This is a genomic window from Shewanella sp. Iso12, from assembly GCF_012030025.1.
Taxonomy (GTDB): Bacteria; Pseudomonadota; Gammaproteobacteria; order Enterobacterales; family Shewanellaceae; genus Shewanella; species Shewanella algae.
On record NZ_JAAUHW010000010.1, the window covers coordinates 82,131 to 100,523 of the forward strand.

Here is an 18,393-nt window from a genome sequence, read left to right on the forward strand (position 1 = left end):
GCTGCGGCGAGTGTCATCGGGCGAGCGGGAAACCCCGCCGGAACTCGGAACTATCCAATGGAAATCAAAGTAAATTTTCTCGACAACCTCAGACTCGAAGCCAAGTTTGATGACTTCAGTGTTATTGCCGACCAGCCAATCCGCTACAAGGGTGATGGCTCGGCACCGAGCCCGTTCGACTACTTTCTGGCTTCATCAGCGCTGTGCGCCGCCTATTTTGTGAAGGTGTACTGTGTCGCCCGCGATATTCCTACCGAAGGCATTCGCCTGTCGCAAAACAACATAGTCGACCCGGAAAACCGTTATAACCAGATCTTCAAGATTCAGGTGGAACTGCCGGACACCATCTCTGACAAAGACCGTGAAGGCATAGTGCGTTCCATCGACCGCTGCACTGTGAAGAAAGTGGTTCAGACCGGCCCCGAGTTCCAGTTGGAAACCGTGGATAACCTGGATCAGGACGCCCAGGCGATGCTGATGCTTAAGCCGGATGACAGCCACAGCACCTTTATTCTGGGTAAGGATCTGCCGTTGGAGCAGACCATAGCCAACATGACCAACACCTTGGCCGAACTGGGGATGAAGATAGAGATCTCCTCCTGGCGTAACCTGGTGCCCAACGTTTGGTCGCTGCATATCCGTGACGCCGCTTCGCCCAAGTGTTTTACCAACGGCAAGGGCGCAACCAAAGAGAGCGCGCTCTGCTCGGCTCTGGGCGAGTTTATCGAGCGTCTCAGCTGCAACTTTTTCTACAACGACCAGTATTTCGGCCCCGAGATCGCCAACGCCGAATTTGTTCATTATCCCAATGAGAAGTGGTTCCAGCCCGGCCCCAACGATGAGCTGCCAGCCGGGATCCTCGATGACTATTGCCTGGAAATCTACAACCCGGATGGTGAGCTCTGCGGCTCCAACCTTATCGACACCAACTCGGGCAATGTCGAACGCGGCATCTGCGCCATTCCCTATGTGCGTCAGTCCGATGGCGAGACAGTGTATTTCCCCTCAAACCTGATTGAAAACCTGTATCTCAGCAACGGCATGAGCGCAGGTAACAATCTGGATGAGGCCAAGGTGCAGTGTCTGTCCGAGATCTTCGAGCGGGCGGTGAAGCGCCGCATCATAGAAGAGGAGCTGGTTCTGCCTGAGGTGCCGAAAGCCGTGCTGGCCAAGTATCCTTCGATAGTGGCCGGCATAGAGGCGCTGGAGGCGCAGGGCTTTCCGCTGGTGATCAAGGATGCCTCCCTCGGTGGCCAGTTCCCCGTCATGTGTGTGACCCTGATGAACCCCCGCACCGGCGGCGTATTTGCCTCCTTCGGCGCCCACCCCAGTTTTGAGGTGGCGCTGGAGCGCAGCCTCACCGAACTGCTGCAGGGCCGCAGTTTCGAGGGCCTAAACGATGTGCAAAAGCCTACTTTCAACAGCATGGCGGTGCAGGAGCCGGAGAACTTTGTTGAACACTTTATCGACTCCAGCGGGGTGATCTCCTGGCGCTTCTTCAGCAGCAAGCCGGACTATGAGTTTGTCGAATGGGACTTCTCCGGCAGCAACGCCGAAGAGAGCCAGAGCCTGTTCGGGATTCTTGAAGAGATGGGCAAAGAGGTCTATATCGCCGAGTTTACCGAGATAGGCAATGCCTGCCGGATCCTGGTGCCAGACTTCTCCGAGGTGTATCCGGTATCGGATCTGATTTGGGACAACACCAATAAAGCGCTGGACTACCGAGAAGATATTCTTAACCTGCATCGCCTCAGCGACAGCCAACTGCAAAGCCTGTCCGAGCGCCTCGAAGACAGCCAATTGGATATCTACACGGATATCATCACCCTGATAGGCATAGAGTTTGATGAAAACACCGTCTGGGGCCAACTGACGATACTCGAACTCAGATTACTGATCTGCCTGGCCATAGGTGAGCTGGAAGAAGCGCTGGAGCTGACCGAAACCTTCCTGCAGTACAACAACAATACCGTCGCTCGTGGCCTCTTCTATCAATGCCTGCAGGCGGTGTTGGAGATCAGCCTGGACGATGAACTCGAGCTGGACGACTACCGGTACAACTTAGGGCGTATGTTCGGCCAGGAAACCCTGGATGCCGCCATTGGTTCGGTCAATGGCACAGTGCGCTTCTACGGCCTGACCCCAACCAATATGCAGCTCGAAGGCCTGGAAAAACACCAGCGGCTGATCGAAAGCTACAAGAAGCTGCATGCTGCAAGGGCTAAGCTGGCCGCCAAGAAGTAGTTTAAGTTCAAGGGGCGTGTTTGCCCCTTGATAATCCTTATTTGCACTGAATCGAAAGCCAATCCTCATGGATTGGCTTTTTTCTTTGGCTTATGCCAACCCAGATAAATGCTTCATTAGCTGTTAGCACAGTAATAGTTGCGGTTGCCGCATAGCGGGAAGTTGGTTGTGTTAGCCGCTGTGCCAGCGGCCTCAAATCGTGGGGCTTCGCCCCACACCCGAGGAAAGGGGGCTGTATCGACTCGCCCCCTTTCCAAACCCCCAGCGACCCGCGACGCAGCGGAAATCCCCGCTGGCTTATGAAGCCAATTGGCTACACTCAGGACTCGCATCCTTGCTCGACCTTCGAGCCTCAACATCCCTGTCTCGGCTACGCCAATTTGCAACAACACCAGCAGCGGCTCCGAAGGGGTAGCGGTGCAATTCTGTAATGATAGCGTTGCTTGAAGTTGCAGATAGACCCACAGGCATACGCCTAATTCCAGGCACAGGCGGAACTGTGACCTTCCGAGTCAGGGATGGCGAGGCAGAGCTTACACGGACGTACTTGTAGCGTGTCACAGGATCGCCTGTGCGAAAAGCGCACCGCAGGTGATGGGTTACATCGTGGCCGGAAATTCGGCCAATACGAGCTTAGACACTTTTAGCTGGAAGCTATGATAGCCGCTGTGCCAGCGGCCTCAAGTCGTGGTGTTCCACACCACACCGGGCAAGGGGCTTTGCTTGTCCAAAGCCCCTTGCATCCCCAAGGACACCCCGACGTAGCCGAAATCCCCGCTGGCTTATGAAGCCAATTGGCTACACTCAGGACTCGCATCCTTGCTCGACCTTCGAGCCTCGACATCCCTGTCTCGGCTACGCAAATTTGCAACAACGCCAGCGGCGGCTCCGAAGGGGTAGCGGTGCAATTCTGTAATGATAGCGTTGCTTGAAGTTGCAGATAGACCCACAGGCATACGCCTAATTCCAGGCACAGGCGGAACTGTGACCTTCCGAGCCAGGGATGGCGAGGCAGAGCTTACAAGGATGTACTCGCAGCGTGTCGCAGGATCGCCTGTGCGAGAGCGCACCGCAGGTGATCGGCTGCATCATGGCCGGAAGCTCGGCTAATACTAACTTAGATACTTTTAGCTGGAAGCTATGTTAACCGCTGTGCCAGCGGCCTAAAGTCGTGGAGCTTCGCCCCACACCCGACCAAGAAGGGATCAACAGCAATCCCCTCTTGGATCTCCCTTGCCGCCCCACACGGTGTCGAAAGCCCCTCGGCCTAATGGCGCAAATAACTACCGCTTCAGACGCTCATCCCTGATTCGACTGTCGCTGCTTCGGCATCCATGCCTCAGCCACGTTATTTGCGCCAACGGCTTTCGGCGACACCGAGGGGGAGTCGGTGCAATTCCTCATCCCAAAGTGTCGTATTCAGCTGCAGATATACGCCTAATTCCAGGCACAGGCGGAACTGTGACCTTCCGAGCCAGGGATGGCGAGGCAGAGCTTACAAGGATGTACTCGCAGCGTGTCGCAGGATCGCCTGTGCGAGAGCGCACCGCAGGTGATGGGCTGCAATTTTGCGAGCAGCTAAGACCAAGTTTATTGGTGATTTTTGGCTTAAAGCCATGATAGCCGCTGTGCCAGCGGCCTAAAGTCGTGGAGCTTCGCCCCACACCCGAGAAAAGGGGGCTGTATCGACTCGCCCCCTTTCCAAACCCCCAGCGACCCCCGACGTAGCCGAAATCCCCGCTGGCTTATGAAGCAAATTGGCTACACTCAGGACTCGCATCCGTGCTCGACCTTCGAGCCTCGACATCCCTGCCTCGGCTACGCCAATTTGCAACAACACCAGCGGCGGCTCCGAAGGGGGATTGGTGCAACTCTGTTAGCACTGAGTGGTTTGAAACATTTGATAAATCTGCAGATATACGCCTCATTTCCAGGCACAGGCGGAACTGTGACCTTCCGAGCCAGGGATGGCGAGGCAGAGCTTACACGGACGTACTTGTAGCGTGTCACAGGATCGCCTGTGCGAGAGCGCACCGCAGGTGATGGGCTACACCGTGGCCGGAAGCTAGGGCAGTACTAACTTAGGAACTTTTAGCTAGAAGCGAAGCTATGATAGCCGCTGTGCCAGCGGCCTAAAGTCGTGGAGCTTCGCCCCACACCCGACCAAGAAGGGATCAACAGCAATCCCCTCTTGGATCTCCCTTGCCGCCCCACACGGTGTCGAAAGCCCCTCGGCCTAATGGCGCAAATAACTACCGCTTCAGACGCTCATCCCTGATTCGACTGTCGCTGCTTCGGCATCCATGCCTCAGCCACGTTATTTGCGCCAACGGCTTTCGGCGACACCGAGGGGGGAATTGGTGCAATTCTATTAGCACTGAGTAGTTGGGGAAAGACAGGACAGCCAAATCTTTTCTGTCGTTACTTGTCAGAGACTGGCCCCTGCAACGAGCTTCCTTGCAGCTCAGAAAGTATTTAGGATGTCCTGTATGTTTTTTGTATCTAACATATCAGCGCTTGTTCCTAAGTTGGTTGCGCCTAAATTCCTTAGCCGATTCCAGCCACTGGGGTTGCTTTAAGTTGTCTACAAACCATCTGATGAATTTTTCAGAATAGCGAGGCCTTCCATCAATCACCCAACGCATATCGGACTTTGTCTGATTATTAATTTTGTGTTTATTCAACACGGCCTGAAAAGCGCCACTCTTAATTGAAATGGTTGCCTGCCGTTTGTTTATTTCGTCAATGGCCTTGCTCATATGATAGGGGTGAGTAGCATCTGGATCTTTAGTCTTCGTGATGATAATAGCCCCTTCACCGGTATCACCAACACTAAGCGACAGATCACTGTCATCTTCTCGTTTAACGAGAGCAAGCCTGTAATCAACAGGGATTGAGAACTCTGTAGAATCAATTTTCTTCGTTGTTTCGTCAAAACGTTGAATGAATTTGGCTACTGATTGAGCAGCATGTTTACCATACAACTTTTGAATTAATGCTACTTCTGGAGCGGGGCCATCTACTACCAAACTCAGCATACCCACACTTTGTCCAGCAAGAGGCGCATTCCCCATTTCGTTTCTATAACGTGTTTGATAGTTCAGAACAGTTGCTTGAAAAAGTCGGGATAATTGTGGTTGTAACTCTGGTATCAGCAAATGGATGGCGTGGTCACGTAAATCAATAATCGTCTCTAAATTGATTCTGACGGGATCTTTTTCTTGCAGCCTCCGTTTAACCGCATCTGAAATGGATATACTTTTATCCCCATCGTAAAAGATTCTTTCATACCCTTCAGCCTTGAGGATTTCTGCTTTAAGTAGTAGTTCCCAAGCATTGACCATCATGATTGCAAAGGCTTCAACACGATTTTTCATACTTGGGCGGTTATATACCTCCAGCGCCAAAGTGAATGCATCGAGGCTCCGACTAACCAGTTTGTCGTGAAAGTACTCTTCAGGTGTTTTCTGCTTAACCTTTGCTGACTGACTCATTACCGCAAGGAATGCGTCATTTGATAAGGCGCTTATCCCTTCAATACGGTATTTGGTACGAGAACCAGCATGAAAAATGTACTTATCAAGCAACTTCTCATTAATGTACTTGTTGATGGAGTTTTTACTATACGTGGTGCGTTGGGCTACCATCTCAGCGGTAAAGGTAGTGCCGTTGTCTTCAAACTCCCTTAAAACATCAGCCAACGCGATCTGGTTATTATTCCTTGCCAATTTATTCACATCCTTCTGTAGATTTTGATAGAAGCAAGTTATTGGTAAGCCCCTAGAACAATAGACACTTTTCAGCATTACTAAAATTTGGTCAATCTTTGCATGCCAGATTTAGCCCAAAATCACACTGATGAATCACAATGGGGCAGAACCAATCTCGAGCAATCTGTCAGCTATTGTCACGTCAAGGAAACGAAACTGACAGATTGGATTCAGATTAGTCCAGTTAAAACTGATGAGGTTGAGCTGTGCAGCTATTCCCTGGCGCTGGGATGTCGGTGCGCAAGCCGATAGCAGGTCGGTGACCTGCCATCCAATCACTTGCCAAACTTATTGATGAATAAGTTTGCCCCCCTTGATGACATCCACCAACGGATTCACGCCGTAGCTGTAGGCGAGTTCGGCTGGAGTTGAGATCCGCCACAGGCAGAAGTCGGCATCCATTCCCTGGCGCAGCATGCCTATGCGCTGTTCGCGACCCAGAGCGCGGGCGGCGTTGCGGGTGACACCGGCCAAGGCTTCTTCCGGCGTCAGGCGGAACAGGGTGCAGCCCAGGTTGAGCATCAACAGGGTTGAGCAGATGGGGGAAGTCCCTGGGTTGAAGTCGCTGGCCAGCACCATGGGCACCTGATATTGGCGCAACAAGGCTATCGGTGGCATCTGGGTTTCCCGCAAGAAGTAAAAGGCGCCGGGCAACAAGGTGGCGCAGGTGCCGCTCTCGGCCAGGGCCTTGACCCCGGCTTCATCCAGATACTCGATATGATCCACAGACTTGGCCCCCAGACGGGCGGCCAGTATTGAGCCGCCCATGTTGGAGAGCTGCTCGGCGTGCAACTTGATATCCAGCCCTTTGGCCTTGGCGGCGCTGAGAATGGCTTTTGTCTGTTGCAGGTCGAAGGCGATATTTTCACAAAACACATCGACGGCATCGGCGAGATCTTCCGCCAATACCTGAGGCAGCATCTCCTCGATTACCAGTTGCACATATTCCTGCTCCCGGCCTTGATATTCTGGAGGGAAGGCGTGGGCGCCCAGGAAGGTGGTGACCACATCCACATGGTGGTGTTTACCCAGCTCGCGGGCGACCCTGAGCAACTTGAGTTCGGTGGCGGTTTCCAGCCCGTAGCCCGACTTTATCTCCACCGTAGTAACCCCTTCCTTGGCCAGGGCGTTGAGACGGCGACGAGCCTCGTCGAACAGTTCGGCCTCGCTGGCCTCTCGGCAGGCCTTGACCGTGCTGATAATGCCGCCACCGGCACGGGCGATTTCTTCATAGCTGGCGCCCTTGAGACGCAGCTCGAACTCGTTGGCGCGGTTACCGGCAAACACCAGATGGGTATGGGCATCTATCAACCCGGGCGTCAGCCAGCCGCCTTTGCCCTTGTAAACCGGAGTTGCCAGCACGTCGAAGGCAGGCAGTTCGCTGCGCTTGCCAATCCAGGCTATTTTACCATCTTTTACTGCCAGGGCTGCGTCGGTGATGGCACCATAAGCCTCTGATACAGAAGGGTCCATAGTGGCAATATTGATATCTATCCAAACCTGATCCCAGGACATGCTTGCTCCTTGTTGTTTGCCTTAAAGCCGGCCGCGGTGGCGGCAACCGCCGTGATTTTGTGAGCTAACTTGTATTTACTTGTATATACAAGCTAGGATTATAGCCGAGTTTTTCAGCAGATTGAAACCAACACAGAGTCGATTCGATGAGCACAGCCAAGTTCGCCCGCATTAAACAGTACATCTCAGACCGCATTGAGTCAGGCGAATGGGTGGAGCACTCCAGGGTGCCTTCCGAAAACCAACTGGCGGAGCTGTTTGAGTGCAGCCGGATGACGGCCAGACGGGCATTGACCGAGCTGGTGGACAACGGCGTGCTGGAGCGCAGTCAGGGGCTGGGTACCTTTGTGGCCGAGTTCAAGTCGCAGTCATCCATGTTGTCTATCCGTAATATCGCCGATGAGATCAAGGCCCGCGGCCATGGTTACAGCGTGCAGGTGTTGGAGCTGACCGCCATAGAGGCCCTGGCGCCTATCGCCATCGCCCTGGGACTGGAGACCGGCAGCCGGGTGTTTTACTCGGTGCTGGTGCATTGTGAAGAGGGGTTGCCGCTACAGCTCGAAGAGCGCTTCGTGAATCCCCAGTTAATCCCCGACTATCTGCAGCAGGATTTCAATTTGCAGACCCCTCATGAATATCTGTCGCAGGTGGCGCCTTTGACCGAAGCACGCCACACCATAGAGGCGATAGTCGCCAATGAACAGATACGCGCCCGCTTGGCGATTCCCGCCAGCGAGCCCTGTTTACAGATACTGCGCCGCACCTGGTCACGCCAGGGGGTGGTGAGTTTTGCCCGGCTGATCCATCCAGGCAGCCGCTTCCGTCTCGGAGGGCATTTGACCTTCAGAGGCGAACATAAACCTAAATAAAAACAACAAAATAAACCACAAGACAAGCAACAGAGGAATGGAAGTTTATGGATAAGAGACATGATCCGGCGCGCAAAATCATTGCGCCGACCGGCACCACTCTGAACTGCAAGAGCTGGCAGACCGAAGCGCCGCTCAGAATGCTGATGAACAACCTGCATCCGGATGTGGCCGAGCGCCCCGAGGATCTGGTGGTTTACGGCGGCATAGGTCGCGCCGCCCGCGATTGGCAGTGCTTCGACAAAATCGTCGAGGTGCTCAAGCGTCTGGAAGAGGATGAAACCTTGCTGGTGCAATCCGGCAAGCCGGTGGGAGTATTCAAGACCCATAGCGATGCCCCCAGGGTGCTGATCGCCAACTCCAACCTGGTACCCCACTGGGCCAACTGGGAACACTTCAACGAGTTGGACAAGCAAGGGTTGGCTATGTACGGCCAGATGACCGCCGGCTCCTGGATCTACATAGGTACCCAAGGCATAGTCCAGGGCACCTACGAAACCTTTGTGGCCGTGGCCAAGCAGCATTTCGACGGTGACGCCAAGGGCCGCTGGATCCTGACCGGTGGCCTGGGCGGTATGGGCGGTGCCCAGCCTCTGGCCGGTACCATGGCCGGTTTCTCTGTGCTGGCCTGTGAAGTAGACGAGACCCGTATCGATTTTCGTCTGCGTACCCGTTATCTGGACAAGAAGGCCCATAGCCTGGACGAAGCACTGGCGATGCTGGAAGCCGCCAAGGCCGAGGGCAAGCCGGTTTCCGTGGGTTTGCTGGGCAATGCCGCCGATATCTTCAGTGAGCTGGTTGAGCGCGGCATTACTCCGGATGTGGTGACAGACCAAACTTCGGCGCACGATCCGCTGAATGGCTATCTGCCTCAGGGCTGGACGCTGGAGCAGGCCAAGGAGATGCGCCTCAAAGACGAGGCCGTTGTGGTCAAGGCCGCCAAGGCTTCCATGGCGGTGCAGGTTCAGGCCATGCTTGCGCTGCAAAGCCGCGGCGCCGCGACCCTGGACTATGGCAATAACATCCGCCAGATGGCGTTTGACGAAGGCGTGGCCAACGCCTTCGATTTCCCCGGTTTTGTTCCCGCCTATATCAGGCCGCTGTTCTGTGAAGGCATTGGCCCGTTCCGCTGGGCGGCGCTCAGTGGTGACCCTGAGGATATCTACAAGACAGATCAGAAGGTGAAAGAGCTGATCCCGGACGACCCACACCTGCACAACTGGCTGGATATGGCCCGTGAACGTATCGCCTTCCAGGGGCTGCCGGCCCGTATTTGCTGGGTTGGCCTCAAAGACCGCGCCCGTCTGGCGCTGGCCTTCAACGAAATGGTGAAAAACGGCGAGCTGTCGGCGCCTGTGGTCATAGGCAGGGATCATCTGGATTCCGGCTCTGTGGCCAGTCCCAACCGGGAAACCGAATCCATGCTCGACGGCTCGGATGCAGTCTCCGACTGGCCGCTGCTCAATGCGCTGCTCAATACCGCCGGTGGCGCCACCTGGGTGTCGCTGCACCATGGTGGGGGTGTCGGCATGGGCTTCAGTCAGCACTCCGGGGTAGTGATCCTCTGTGACGGCAGCGACGCCGCCGCCAAGCGGGTCTCCCGGGTATTGTGGAACGATCCGGCCACGGGCGTGATGCGTCACGCCGATGCCGGCTATGAGATTGCCAAGCGCTGCGCCAAAGAGCAGGGCCTGGATCTGCCTATGTTGGAGGACTGATGATGACCACTCAAATCACTCTGACACCGGGAAGCCTGACACTGTCTGAACTGCGCAGCATCAGTCGCGCGCCAACCCAGCTGCAATTGCACCCGGAATCGCTGGCGGCCATCAACAGCAGCGCCGCCGTGGTGCAAAAAGTCTTGGATGAGGGCCGCACGGTTTACGGCATCAACACCGGCTTTGGCCTGTTGGCCAACACCAAGATTGCCCCGGCGGATCTGGAATTGCTGCAGCGCTCTATCGTGTTGTCCCACGCCGCCGGTACCGGCCAATTGATGCGGGATGAAACCGTGCGGCTGATGATGGTGTTGAAGATCAACTCACTGTCCCGCGGTTTTTCCGGGATCCGTCTCGAGGTGATCAACTTCCTGATCGCCCTGGTCAATGCCGGTGTCTACCCTTGTGTTCCCGAGAAGGGCTCAGTGGGAGCCTCGGGCGACTTGGCGCCGCTGTCGCACATGTGTCTGCCCATCATAGGCGAGGGCGAAGTGCGTTATCAGGGGCGTATCATGCCCGCCATCGAGGGCTTGAGCATCGCCGGGCTGAAACAGATTGAATTGGCCGCCAAAGAGGGCCTGGCCCTGCTCAACGGCACCCAGGCCTCGACGGCGCTGGCACTGGAAGGCTTGTTCCATGCCGAGGACCTGTTTGCCGCCGGCTCTGTGGTCGGCGCCATGAGTGTCGAGGCGGCCATGGGCAGTCGCAGCCCGTTCGACCCGAGAATTCATGCGGTGCGTGGTCAAAAGGGCCAGATAGACTCGGCGGCAGTATTCCGTCATCTGCTGGGGAGCGGCTCTGAGATTGCCGAGTCACACGCCAATTGTGAAAAGGTGCAGGATCCCTACTCCCTGCGCTGTCAGCCACAGGTGATGGGCGCTTGCCTGACGCAGATCCGTCAAGCGGCCGAAGTGCTGGAAATTGAAGCTAACGGCGTGACAGATAACCCGCTGGTGTTTGAAGATACCGGCGAGATCATCTCAGGCGGTAACTTCCATGCCGAACCTGTGGCCATGGCGGCGGATAATCTGGCGCTGGCGATTGCCGAGCTGGGGGCCATCAGTGAGCGCCGTATTGCGCTGCTGATCGATTCCAATCTTTCCAAGCTGCCGCCATTCTTGGTGGAAAACGGTGGAGTTAACTCGGGCTTTATGATTGCCCAAGTGACAGCTGCGGCACTGGCCAGTGAAAACAAGACCTTTGCTCATCCGGCCTCTGTCGACAGCTTGCCGACCTCGGCCAACCAGGAAGATCATGTTTCCATGGCGACCTTTGCCGCCCGCAGGCTCAAGGATATGGCGGAAAACACCCGCGGAGTACTGGCAGTGGAACTGCTGGCTGCGGCCCAAGGGCTGGATTTCCGGGCACCGCTGCAGCCAAGCCCGGCTGTAGCCAAGGCCAAGGCTGAACTGCGCGAGCGGGTTACCTTCTATGACAAGGACAGGTACTTCGGTCCGGATATCACCAAGGCTACTGAGCTGCTGGCTAGTGGGCGCTATAACGCCTATCTGCCAAAGGAACTGCTGCCAAGCAGCCTCTGAGCCGGGAAGCGCCGAAAGGGCCAGCAGGCCCTTTGGCATCTGACGGTAAAAGAGTCCGTATAAGAAACACAAAGAGCGCCATTTGGCGCTCTTTGTTTATTGAAAAAAGACAATATACCCGGCGCTACCAGGTATCCAATTCTGTGATCTTCAGATTCAGCAGCTGCTTCTGCCACTGGTTTTTATCTACTCCTTCAACCCAGATCACCGAGGATTGCCGCTGCTGGCCCTTGCGCAGATAGGTTTCCGGCATACGTTTGATGGCACGCCAGACCTGCAGCTCCTCTTCTTTCATCTTGCGCCCCTGATCGTTATAGAAGCTGGCACTGATCAGGACCTCGACCATATCTTCACTGCTGTTGCTGTCAAGCTCGAAGGTCAGGCCCAGTTTGTCGCCTTTCCACTGCACTTGCTGTAGTGAAACGCTGATCCCTTCTCTGGCTGTCTTGCCGAGCAGTCCGGGAGTGGTCATGGCGCTCTGGGTCAGTTGCTCGACGACTGCGGTTTTGCTTGGATCTGGTTTGGCGGCCATTTCCACTGCTGCCGCTGTGGCGGCTGTGGTATGGGCAGCCGTATTCGGCATCTCGGCAACCACTTCTTCAGTGGTCGCTTCGGGTTCGGCGGCGCTGATCACCGCCTCCGTGAGCACATACTCCCAGGTGAAGTCATCTTTGAGTATGACTCTGGCACCGTTTTCAAGAGTGACTTCGGCCACCTGAGCCGGCTCGGCGATGGCAAAGCTTGAGCTCAGTATCAGTGCCAGGGCGCTGACGGCAAAGCTGGGTTTGAAAAGATTTTGTTTCGACATGAAAAAATTCGCTTGGCTGAATCCTGGGTCAACAATAACCGGGCTAACCTGGCCTGGCAATGACGAAAAACACAAACTTGGTTGCTTGGCATACAGTAAGCTGGGGCTGTATGTTCGAGTGCCTGTGCTTGGGGAAGGTGCGAACAAGTCTCATGTGTGCTCTGCGTTGACTTACCGGCTTGGATACCAGGCTTGGTTCGCAGCAAATGACCCAGTCCTTTGCAATAAGGTGAGGTTGTTGCCCGCTAATGTGTCAGCCTTGACTGCAAAGGGTGTCAGAATTCTCTTGTCGGCGACTTTGGCTCTGGGTATGCCTGAAGGGTAAGGGCATTATGATCTCTTATGCTTTGGCTGCGGTAGAGAGTCCTATGACACATCCACCCGGCTTTGTGGTGAATTAAACCATTCAATGAAACAATCGCCAGGTTTGTAACTCTTTGGTCAGCGTTTACTTACAGCATACCCCCCTATATGATCCCACTCTTAGTCTATTTGATAGTTTGGAGAGGGTATGCCGTCGAATACCAAGGCCTGGTTGTCGAAGGCACTGCAATTTGGCGGGGGATGCTTTTACCTGTTGCTGGCCTCATGGAGTCTGTTCCATGTGGCAGGTTGGGTGGGCACACTACCTGACCATAGCGAGCACTGTCAGGAATCGATATTACTGAGTAGTTGGTCGCCGGATAAAGATTGGCAGGCCGACATCAGTTTTTCCAACTGCAGCCTGCACGGGCACGGACATTGGCAGAGCCATCTGGACTTGATTGATCTTGAGTCGGGTGAGCATTTTCCGAGTTTGCTGGTGGTATCCGGTCGTCACGATGAGTTGAAGCTCGACTGGCACAATCACAGAGAGTTATTGATTTCCGGGCTTCCCATAGATCACCTGGAGCACTTCCAGCAGCCATTGGGTGCCGAAGTGGTGCTCGCCCTAAAAGGTGATTGAGCGCACGTTTTCCTGTGCGGACGGGATCGACTGTTCAGCCAAAGTTAACACCTGTATGTTACTCTGCAACCTGACTCAGGTTTGAGTCGGGATGAGTGATTTTTCTCTGAGAGGTTAATTTTGGATAACTTGGACAAAGACTTGAGATTCGAACTGTCACACTGGTTATCGCAGCTGGGTATCGATAGCCAGCCAGCCGACGGTTTGTCCACTTCGCTCATGGTGCTTGCCTGCCTGTTGTTGGCGGGACTGGCTTATTTCATTGTTCGTCGCGGCGTAGTGCGGGCGATGAACCTGGTGATTCAACGTTCCAAGGTCACCTGGGACGACATCTTTATGCGCCACAGAGTGTTGGAAAAGCTGGCCATGCTGGTGCCGGCACTGGTGCTCAACCTGCTGATCCCCATAGCACTGACAGACCATAAACTGCTGGCCAGTCTGGTCGACAGGCTGCTGAGTGTCTGGCTGGTCGTCTTGCTGATCCGCGCCGCCTATTCGGCATTGGATGCGGTCAACGAGGTGGCGGACGTTAAGCTGATTAGCCGTCGTCTACCGGTGAAGAGCTTTGTGCAGTTGATAAAGCTGTTCCTGTTCTTCGTTGCCATCATTATTTCCATCTCTGTGCTCGCCAACCAGTCTCCTGTCTACTTCCTCAGCGGCTTGGGTGTCGCCACAGGTTTGGTGATGTTGGTGTTCAAGGACACCATTCTGGGGTTTGTTGCCGGTATTCAGTTGGCGGCTAACCGCATGGTCAGCACCGGCGACTGGATCCAGATGGATAAATACGGCGCCGATGGCGCGGTGGAAGAGGTGTCGCTGACCACGGTCAAGGTTCGCAACTGGGACAAGACCATCACAATGATCCCGGCCTATGCGCTGGTATCAGACGCCTTCCGTAACTGGCGTGGTATGTCTGAGTCCGGCGGCCGCCGAATCAAGCGCTCGGTCAACATAGATATCAACAGCATACGTTTTCTGACCGAAGAGGACAGGAAGAAGCTGGAGAAGATTAACCTGTTGAAAGAGTACCTGCCGAAGAAGATCCATGAGATCACTGAATGTAATGCCAAGGTGTCGGATATCGAAATGCCGGTCAATGGCCGCAGGCTGACCAATGTGGGAACCTTCAGAGCCTACCTGCTGGAGTATCTCAAGCACCACGACAAGGTGCATAAGGAGATGACCCTGATGGTGCGGCAGTTGGCACCCACCACCGAAGGTCTGCCGATCGAGTTATATATCTTCACCAATGATACCCGCTGGGCATATTATGAAGATATTCAGTCAGATATCTTCGATCATATCTTTGCCATCTTGCCACAATTCGATCTGCGTGCTTTCCAGGGCCCAACCGGCAATGATATTCGCAGCTTAAAAGATAATGGAGCCGGTGCAAATAAACCCACGTAGGCTTATTTACACCTTCCCTAAAGCCCTTCCTTAATCTTTAACGGCCAATACAGTGGCGAGGGTGACAAACACCCCGCCACTGACGCGATCCAACCAATGCAGCCGTTGGCTGCGCTTAAGCCATGAGGCCAGCACACTGGCCATAGAGGCGTAAATCATCACAAAGCTGAAGTCTACCAAGGCCCAGGTGGAAGCCAATACTGCCAACTGAGGTCCCTGGGGGGCGCTTACATCGATAAACTGTGGAAACAGGGCGGCGAAAAACAGCAGATCCTTGGGATTGCTGATCCCCACCAGAAATGCCTGTCGAAACAGACTGAAAGGATGGCCATGTCCCTTGGGGCCGACACTTTGCTCGGCCGCATGGGGCTTGGTGAGCAGCAGTTTAATCCCCAGATACATAAGGTAAGCGGCACCGCACCATTTGAGCAGGGTAAAGCCGTATTCGCTGGCATGCAGCAGGGCGCTCAGTCCGGCGATGGAAGCCAACATCAATAGCAAGGCCGCACTGACACTCCCCAAGGCCGTGGCCAGACTGCGGCGTTTACCAAAGTGGATCCCGTGAGAGATAGATAACATGGCGATCGGGCCGGGGGAGATGGCTATCAGTAAGATCGCAAACAGGTATAGCAGGAAGGTCTGGTGATCCATAATTTTGTATACAAAGTTTCCGGGTAAGCGTCACTATAGTCCCGTGACGCCTGCCGGACAAGACTCACTTGTCCGCTGAATAGTCCGGAATCGCCTTGGGGAAGCGGCCGCGAATACCGCGGTAGAAGGCGATAAGCTGATCCATGTCTTGCTGAATGTCCGCACTCGGTATCAAAGGCTGATTAATCACTACCGCCTTCTGGCTGAAGTCCAGCCCCACGGCCACAATCGGTACCCCTGCCTTGGAGGCGATATGGTAGAAACCTGTCTTCCAACGCTTCACCGGGCTGCGGGTGCCTTCCGGAGCCAGGGCCAGCTTGAAGTTGGGATCCTGACGATACAACTCGCTGACCGCATCGACCAGATTGTTGTTTTTGCGTCTGTCTACCGGGCTGCCGCCTATGGCTCTGAAAAACCAGCCCCAGGGAGGAATGAAGAGTTGATGCTTGCCGAGAAAGTGGATCTTGGCCGCCAGAGCGCCACGGGCGAGCACACCGAGAATAAAATCCCAGTTACTGGTGTGGGGGGCCACTATCACCAGATATTGCGGGGAGTCGGGCAGTTGTCCGCGAATTTGCCAGCCGAACAGAGAAAGCAGCCATTGGCAGATTTTTTTAAACATAGAGAGATGCCAAACCTTGGGTTGATTAAAGGTATAGTCCAAAAGTGGTTAGGGAGACGTCAGTCCTGTGCTTGGCGAAGACTTTCATTGACTTAACATAAACCTTCACTTAAGCAGTGGCCGAGGGAAAACATGATTTCAGCATTATCCTGTTTGTGCAAGCCTGGGTTCTTCTTTCTGAACACAGCCTGGCCGTCCACATCATACCAAGACGATGATTTACCTATACTACAAACTACAAGGAAAGATGCGAACGAATCTCATATGTGCTCTGCGTCGGCTTACAGGACTGGATGCAAGGCATGGTTCGTAGCAAATGGCCCTGATCCTTTGCAAGAAGCACTTCCCAAACAGATAGGTTAGTATCATACATAGAAGCCCAGTGATTGTGGCGACACAGTTTCCGGGTCTTGTTCAGGGAGGTGCAAAGGAGGGAGTATGAAAAAATTAATCTTTGGGCTCCTGTCTTTACTGCTGCTTGCGATCGCCCCGGCCAAAGCGGTACCGACAGATGAAATTACCGAGTTGCTTAATCGTCAGCAACAAGCCTGGAATCAAGGCGACATCAATGCCTATATGTTGGGCTACTGGCACGATCCCAAGCTGAGATTTGTCTCCAAAGGCGAGTTCAGATATGGCTGGGACAAAATGCTGGCCGCCTATCAGCGCAGCTATCCGGATCGCGCGACTATGGGCCAGCTCAAGCTGGAGCTCAAGGATGTGCAGATGTTGAGTAACTATTCCGCCTTGGTGGCCGGTCGTTGGGTACTGCTAAGGCAAAAGGATAGTCCATCCGGGGTCTTTACCCTGTTGCTGGAGAAGAAAGACGACCACTGGGTAATCACTCACGATCACTCATCATGACTTGCATAGGGAATTAGATTTATCTAATATCTATCCATTAAAAAAATCTAATGGAGTGCCCTATGTTGAAACCTACACTTATCGCCTTGCTGGCCTTCGCCTTGGTGAATCAAGCCATAGCCGAGCCGGCAACGGCAGAATTTAAAACCGAGGCAGCCGCACTGGCCAAGCGCTTTGCCCAAACACTCAAGCCGCAACTGCAGCAAGCTCTGGCCGAAGGTGGCCCGGTGGCAGCCATCGAGGTTTGTTCCCATAAGGCGCCGGAAATTGCCCGCCAGCTCTCGGCCGAGAGTGGTTGGCAGGTGAAACGTGTCAGTCTGAAACCCCGTAATCCGGCGGCCGAGCCGGAGGCCTGGCAGCGACAGGTTTTGCTGTCATTTGATACGCGGGCCGCAGCCGGTGAAGACCCGCAGACTCTGAGCCAGGTTGCCCAGACAGAGTCACAGCTGCGTTTTATGAAGGCCCAGGGCGTAGCACCGCTTTGCCTCACCTGCCACGGCAGCCAATTGGCGCCCGAGGTCAAAACTGCATTGGATGAGCACTACCCGAATGATAGCGCCAGAGGTTATCAGCCGGGGCAGATCCGCGGCGCTATCAGCATAGTGGCTCCGCGTTTGTCAGCGCAAAACTGAACTGCTCCAACCCCAATTGCCGCCCTTTGCCATCATACCTGGCTTCGTAAAAGTTCAGCTGACCCTCGCGGGAGAGGAATATCAGGCTGGTGGCCCGGGTGCCGTATTCCGGGTGGCGAATATAGATGGACGACAGGCGCCGCTCCCATTCCAGGCTGACACCTGTGATTGGCAGGCTGGTGTCCGGCGCCGGGGTCTCATCACGCATTATTGCCAGCAGCTTATCTATATCCGGCTTGGCCGATTGGCTTATCAATCGCTCCAACGCCTGTTCGCCGCGGGCCATCTTGGGCCAGATATCATCCAAGGCACCATTGCTGATGGCGTGAAAGCCCCTGTTCAAGCGGCGCAATGACTTATCCGGACTGTGATAACACCAAAAGTGCTTGCCCTGGCCGAAAACCAGATTAAAGGGATTATAGTTGTCGCTGTGCTCTCTGAGCCATTGCGGCTCTATTGGGGTTTGGCTATCGAGCGCCTTGAGTACCAGTTCCCCGCGGCTACGCATACCATCCGGCTGAGTGATCGGCTGACGGATATTGGTGAGGCCGGCCACCATTCCCAGGCGATTACAGCCAAGCCAGGTACCCCCTGCCTGCAGATCCTTACCCGCCAGCAGTTGCTGCTGTGGTGGCCAAAAGTGTGCCGGGGCCGTGGGCCTGTGATGAAACTCATCGCGGTTGGCGCAGAGGATCAGCGGATAATCCGGGTGCTGATCCAGCGCCAGAAACAGAATGCACATGGGCTGTCCTTATGCCTGGTCTAAATGCGGGCTTATCCCACAAGTTAGCCAACAAAGGCGC

General features: G+C 54.7%; 14 protein-coding genes. 8 read left to right on the top strand and 6 right to left on the bottom strand.

What is annotated here, in order from left to right; translation table 11 throughout:
• Positions 1 to 57: 57 nt before the first annotated feature.
• Entirely contained in the window at positions 58 to 2,244 is a 2,187-nt protein-coding gene (locus tag HCX89_RS16115) for an OsmC domain/YcaO domain-containing protein (RefSeq protein WP_167716680.1), read from the top strand.
• 2,510 nt (positions 2,245 to 4,754) lie between these two features.
• Here HCX89_RS16115 and HCX89_RS16120 read toward each other — a convergent pair.
• Complete coding sequence (locus tag HCX89_RS16120) at positions 4,755 to 5,981, bottom strand: DUF3644 domain-containing protein (protein ID WP_217351536.1); 1,227 nt, start codon at positions 5,979 to 5,981, stop codon at positions 4,755 to 4,757.
• Between the two features lie 321 nt (positions 5,982 to 6,302).
• A complete protein-coding gene (gene hutI / locus HCX89_RS16125; protein ID WP_167716682.1) occupies positions 6,303 to 7,529 on the bottom strand; it encodes an imidazolonepropionase in 1,227 nt (408 codons plus the stop codon).
• Between the two features lie 146 nt (positions 7,530 to 7,675).
• Here hutI and hutC point away from each other — a divergent pair, with 146 nt between their 5' ends.
• The 3 genes from hutC to hutH are packed head-to-tail and all read left to right on the top strand — an operon-like array spanning position 7,676 to position 11,657.
• Entirely contained in the window at positions 7,676 to 8,398 is a 723-nt protein-coding gene (hutC, locus tag HCX89_RS16130) for a histidine utilization repressor (RefSeq protein WP_028780547.1), read from the top strand.
• Between the two features lie 47 nt (positions 8,399 to 8,445).
• Positions 8,446 to 10,116: a urocanate hydratase gene (gene hutU, locus HCX89_RS16135; RefSeq protein ID WP_167716685.1), complete on the top strand. Its 1,671-nt coding sequence runs from the start codon at positions 8,446 to 8,448 to the stop codon at positions 10,114 to 10,116.
• Positions 10,116 to 11,657, top strand: a complete 1,542-nt coding sequence (gene hutH, locus HCX89_RS16140) for a histidine ammonia-lyase (protein ID WP_071239172.1) — start codon at positions 10,116 to 10,118, stop codon at positions 11,655 to 11,657. The genes hutU and hutH overlap by 1 nt, the downstream gene beginning before the upstream one ends.
• Before the next feature lie 124 nt (positions 11,658 to 11,781).
• Here the strand turns inward: hutH and HCX89_RS16145 are convergent, their stop codons facing one another.
• Positions 11,782 to 12,465 (bottom strand): DUF3157 family protein, encoded by a 684-nt coding sequence (locus HCX89_RS16145; RefSeq protein WP_167716687.1) that lies wholly within the window; start codon positions 12,463 to 12,465, stop codon positions 11,782 to 11,784.
• Positions 12,466 to 12,976: 511 nt separating this feature from the next.
• Between HCX89_RS16145 and HCX89_RS16150 the strand changes: the two genes are divergently transcribed.
• Both HCX89_RS16150 and HCX89_RS16155 read left to right on the top strand, forming a co-directional pair.
• Positions 12,977 to 13,411 (top strand): hypothetical protein, encoded by a 435-nt coding sequence (locus HCX89_RS16150; protein WP_028780551.1) that lies wholly within the window; start codon positions 12,977 to 12,979, stop codon positions 13,409 to 13,411.
• 129 nt (positions 13,412 to 13,540) lie between these two features.
• Positions 13,541 to 14,821 carry a mechanosensitive ion channel family protein gene (locus HCX89_RS16155; RefSeq protein WP_025889546.1) on the top strand — a complete coding sequence of 427 codons (1,281 nt, stop codon included), beginning with the start codon at positions 13,541 to 13,543 and terminating at the stop codon, positions 14,819 to 14,821.
• Between the two features lie 30 nt (positions 14,822 to 14,851).
• On the opposite strand, the gene HCX89_RS16160 is transcribed toward HCX89_RS16155, so the two are convergent.
• Together HCX89_RS16160 and HCX89_RS16165 are read right to left on the bottom strand one after the other, a co-directional pair.
• Entirely contained in the window at positions 14,852 to 15,472 is a 621-nt protein-coding gene (locus tag HCX89_RS16160) for a LysE family translocator (protein WP_117200109.1), read from the bottom strand.
• A 64-nt stretch (positions 15,473 to 15,536) separates the two neighbouring features.
• Positions 15,537 to 16,094, bottom strand: coding sequence for a lysophospholipid acyltransferase family protein (locus HCX89_RS16165; RefSeq protein ID WP_167716689.1), 558 nt, complete (start codon positions 16,092 to 16,094; stop codon positions 15,537 to 15,539).
• Between the two features lie 438 nt (positions 16,095 to 16,532).
• Between HCX89_RS16165 and HCX89_RS16170 the strand changes: the two genes are divergently transcribed.
• Together HCX89_RS16170 and HCX89_RS16175 are read left to right on the top strand one after the other, a co-directional pair.
• Positions 16,533 to 16,958, top strand: a complete 426-nt coding sequence (locus HCX89_RS16170) for an SgcJ/EcaC family oxidoreductase (RefSeq protein ID WP_167716691.1) — start codon at positions 16,533 to 16,535, stop codon at positions 16,956 to 16,958.
• A gap of 62 nt (positions 16,959 to 17,020) precedes the next feature.
• Positions 17,021 to 17,590: a DUF3365 domain-containing protein gene (locus HCX89_RS16175; RefSeq protein ID WP_028780553.1), complete on the top strand. Its 570-nt coding sequence runs from the start codon at positions 17,021 to 17,023 to the stop codon at positions 17,588 to 17,590.
• Here HCX89_RS16175 and HCX89_RS16180 read toward each other — a convergent pair.
• Positions 17,553 to 18,332, bottom strand: a complete 780-nt coding sequence (locus HCX89_RS16180) for an NRDE family protein (RefSeq protein ID WP_167716694.1) — start codon at positions 18,330 to 18,332, stop codon at positions 17,553 to 17,555. The genes HCX89_RS16175 and HCX89_RS16180 overlap by 38 nt on opposite strands.
• Positions 18,333 to 18,393: the final 61 nt, after the last annotated feature.

Coding starts and splice junctions, on each gene's coding strand:
- hutC (WP_028780547.1), top strand. CDS start 7,676: ATGAGCACAGCCAAGTTCGCCCGCATTAAACAGTACATCTCAGACCGC.
- HCX89_RS16115 (WP_167716680.1), top strand. CDS start 58: ATGGAAATCAAAGTAAATTTTCTCGACAACCTCAGACTCGAAGCCAAG.
- HCX89_RS16150 (WP_028780551.1), top strand. CDS start 12,977: ATGCCGTCGAATACCAAGGCCTGGTTGTCGAAGGCACTGCAATTTGGC.
- hutI (WP_167716682.1), bottom strand. CDS start 7,529: ATGTCCTGGGATCAGGTTTGGATAGATATCAATATTGCCACTATGGAC.
- hutH (WP_071239172.1), top strand. CDS start 10,116: ATGATGACCACTCAAATCACTCTGACACCGGGAAGCCTGACACTGTCT.
- HCX89_RS16145 (WP_167716687.1), bottom strand. CDS start 12,465: ATGTCGAAACAAAATCTTTTCAAACCCAGCTTTGCCGTCAGCGCCCTG.
- HCX89_RS16180 (WP_167716694.1), bottom strand. CDS start 18,332: ATGTGCATTCTGTTTCTGGCGCTGGATCAGCACCCGGATTATCCGCTG.
- hutU (WP_167716685.1), top strand. CDS start 8,446: ATGGATAAGAGACATGATCCGGCGCGCAAAATCATTGCGCCGACCGGC.
- HCX89_RS16165 (WP_167716689.1), bottom strand. CDS start 16,094: ATGTTTAAAAAAATCTGCCAATGGCTGCTTTCTCTGTTCGGCTGGCAA.
- HCX89_RS16170 (WP_167716691.1), top strand. CDS start 16,533: ATGAAAAAATTAATCTTTGGGCTCCTGTCTTTACTGCTGCTTGCGATC.
- HCX89_RS16175 (WP_028780553.1), top strand. CDS start 17,021: ATGTTGAAACCTACACTTATCGCCTTGCTGGCCTTCGCCTTGGTGAAT.
- HCX89_RS16160 (WP_117200109.1), bottom strand. CDS start 15,472: ATGGATCACCAGACCTTCCTGCTATACCTGTTTGCGATCTTACTGATA.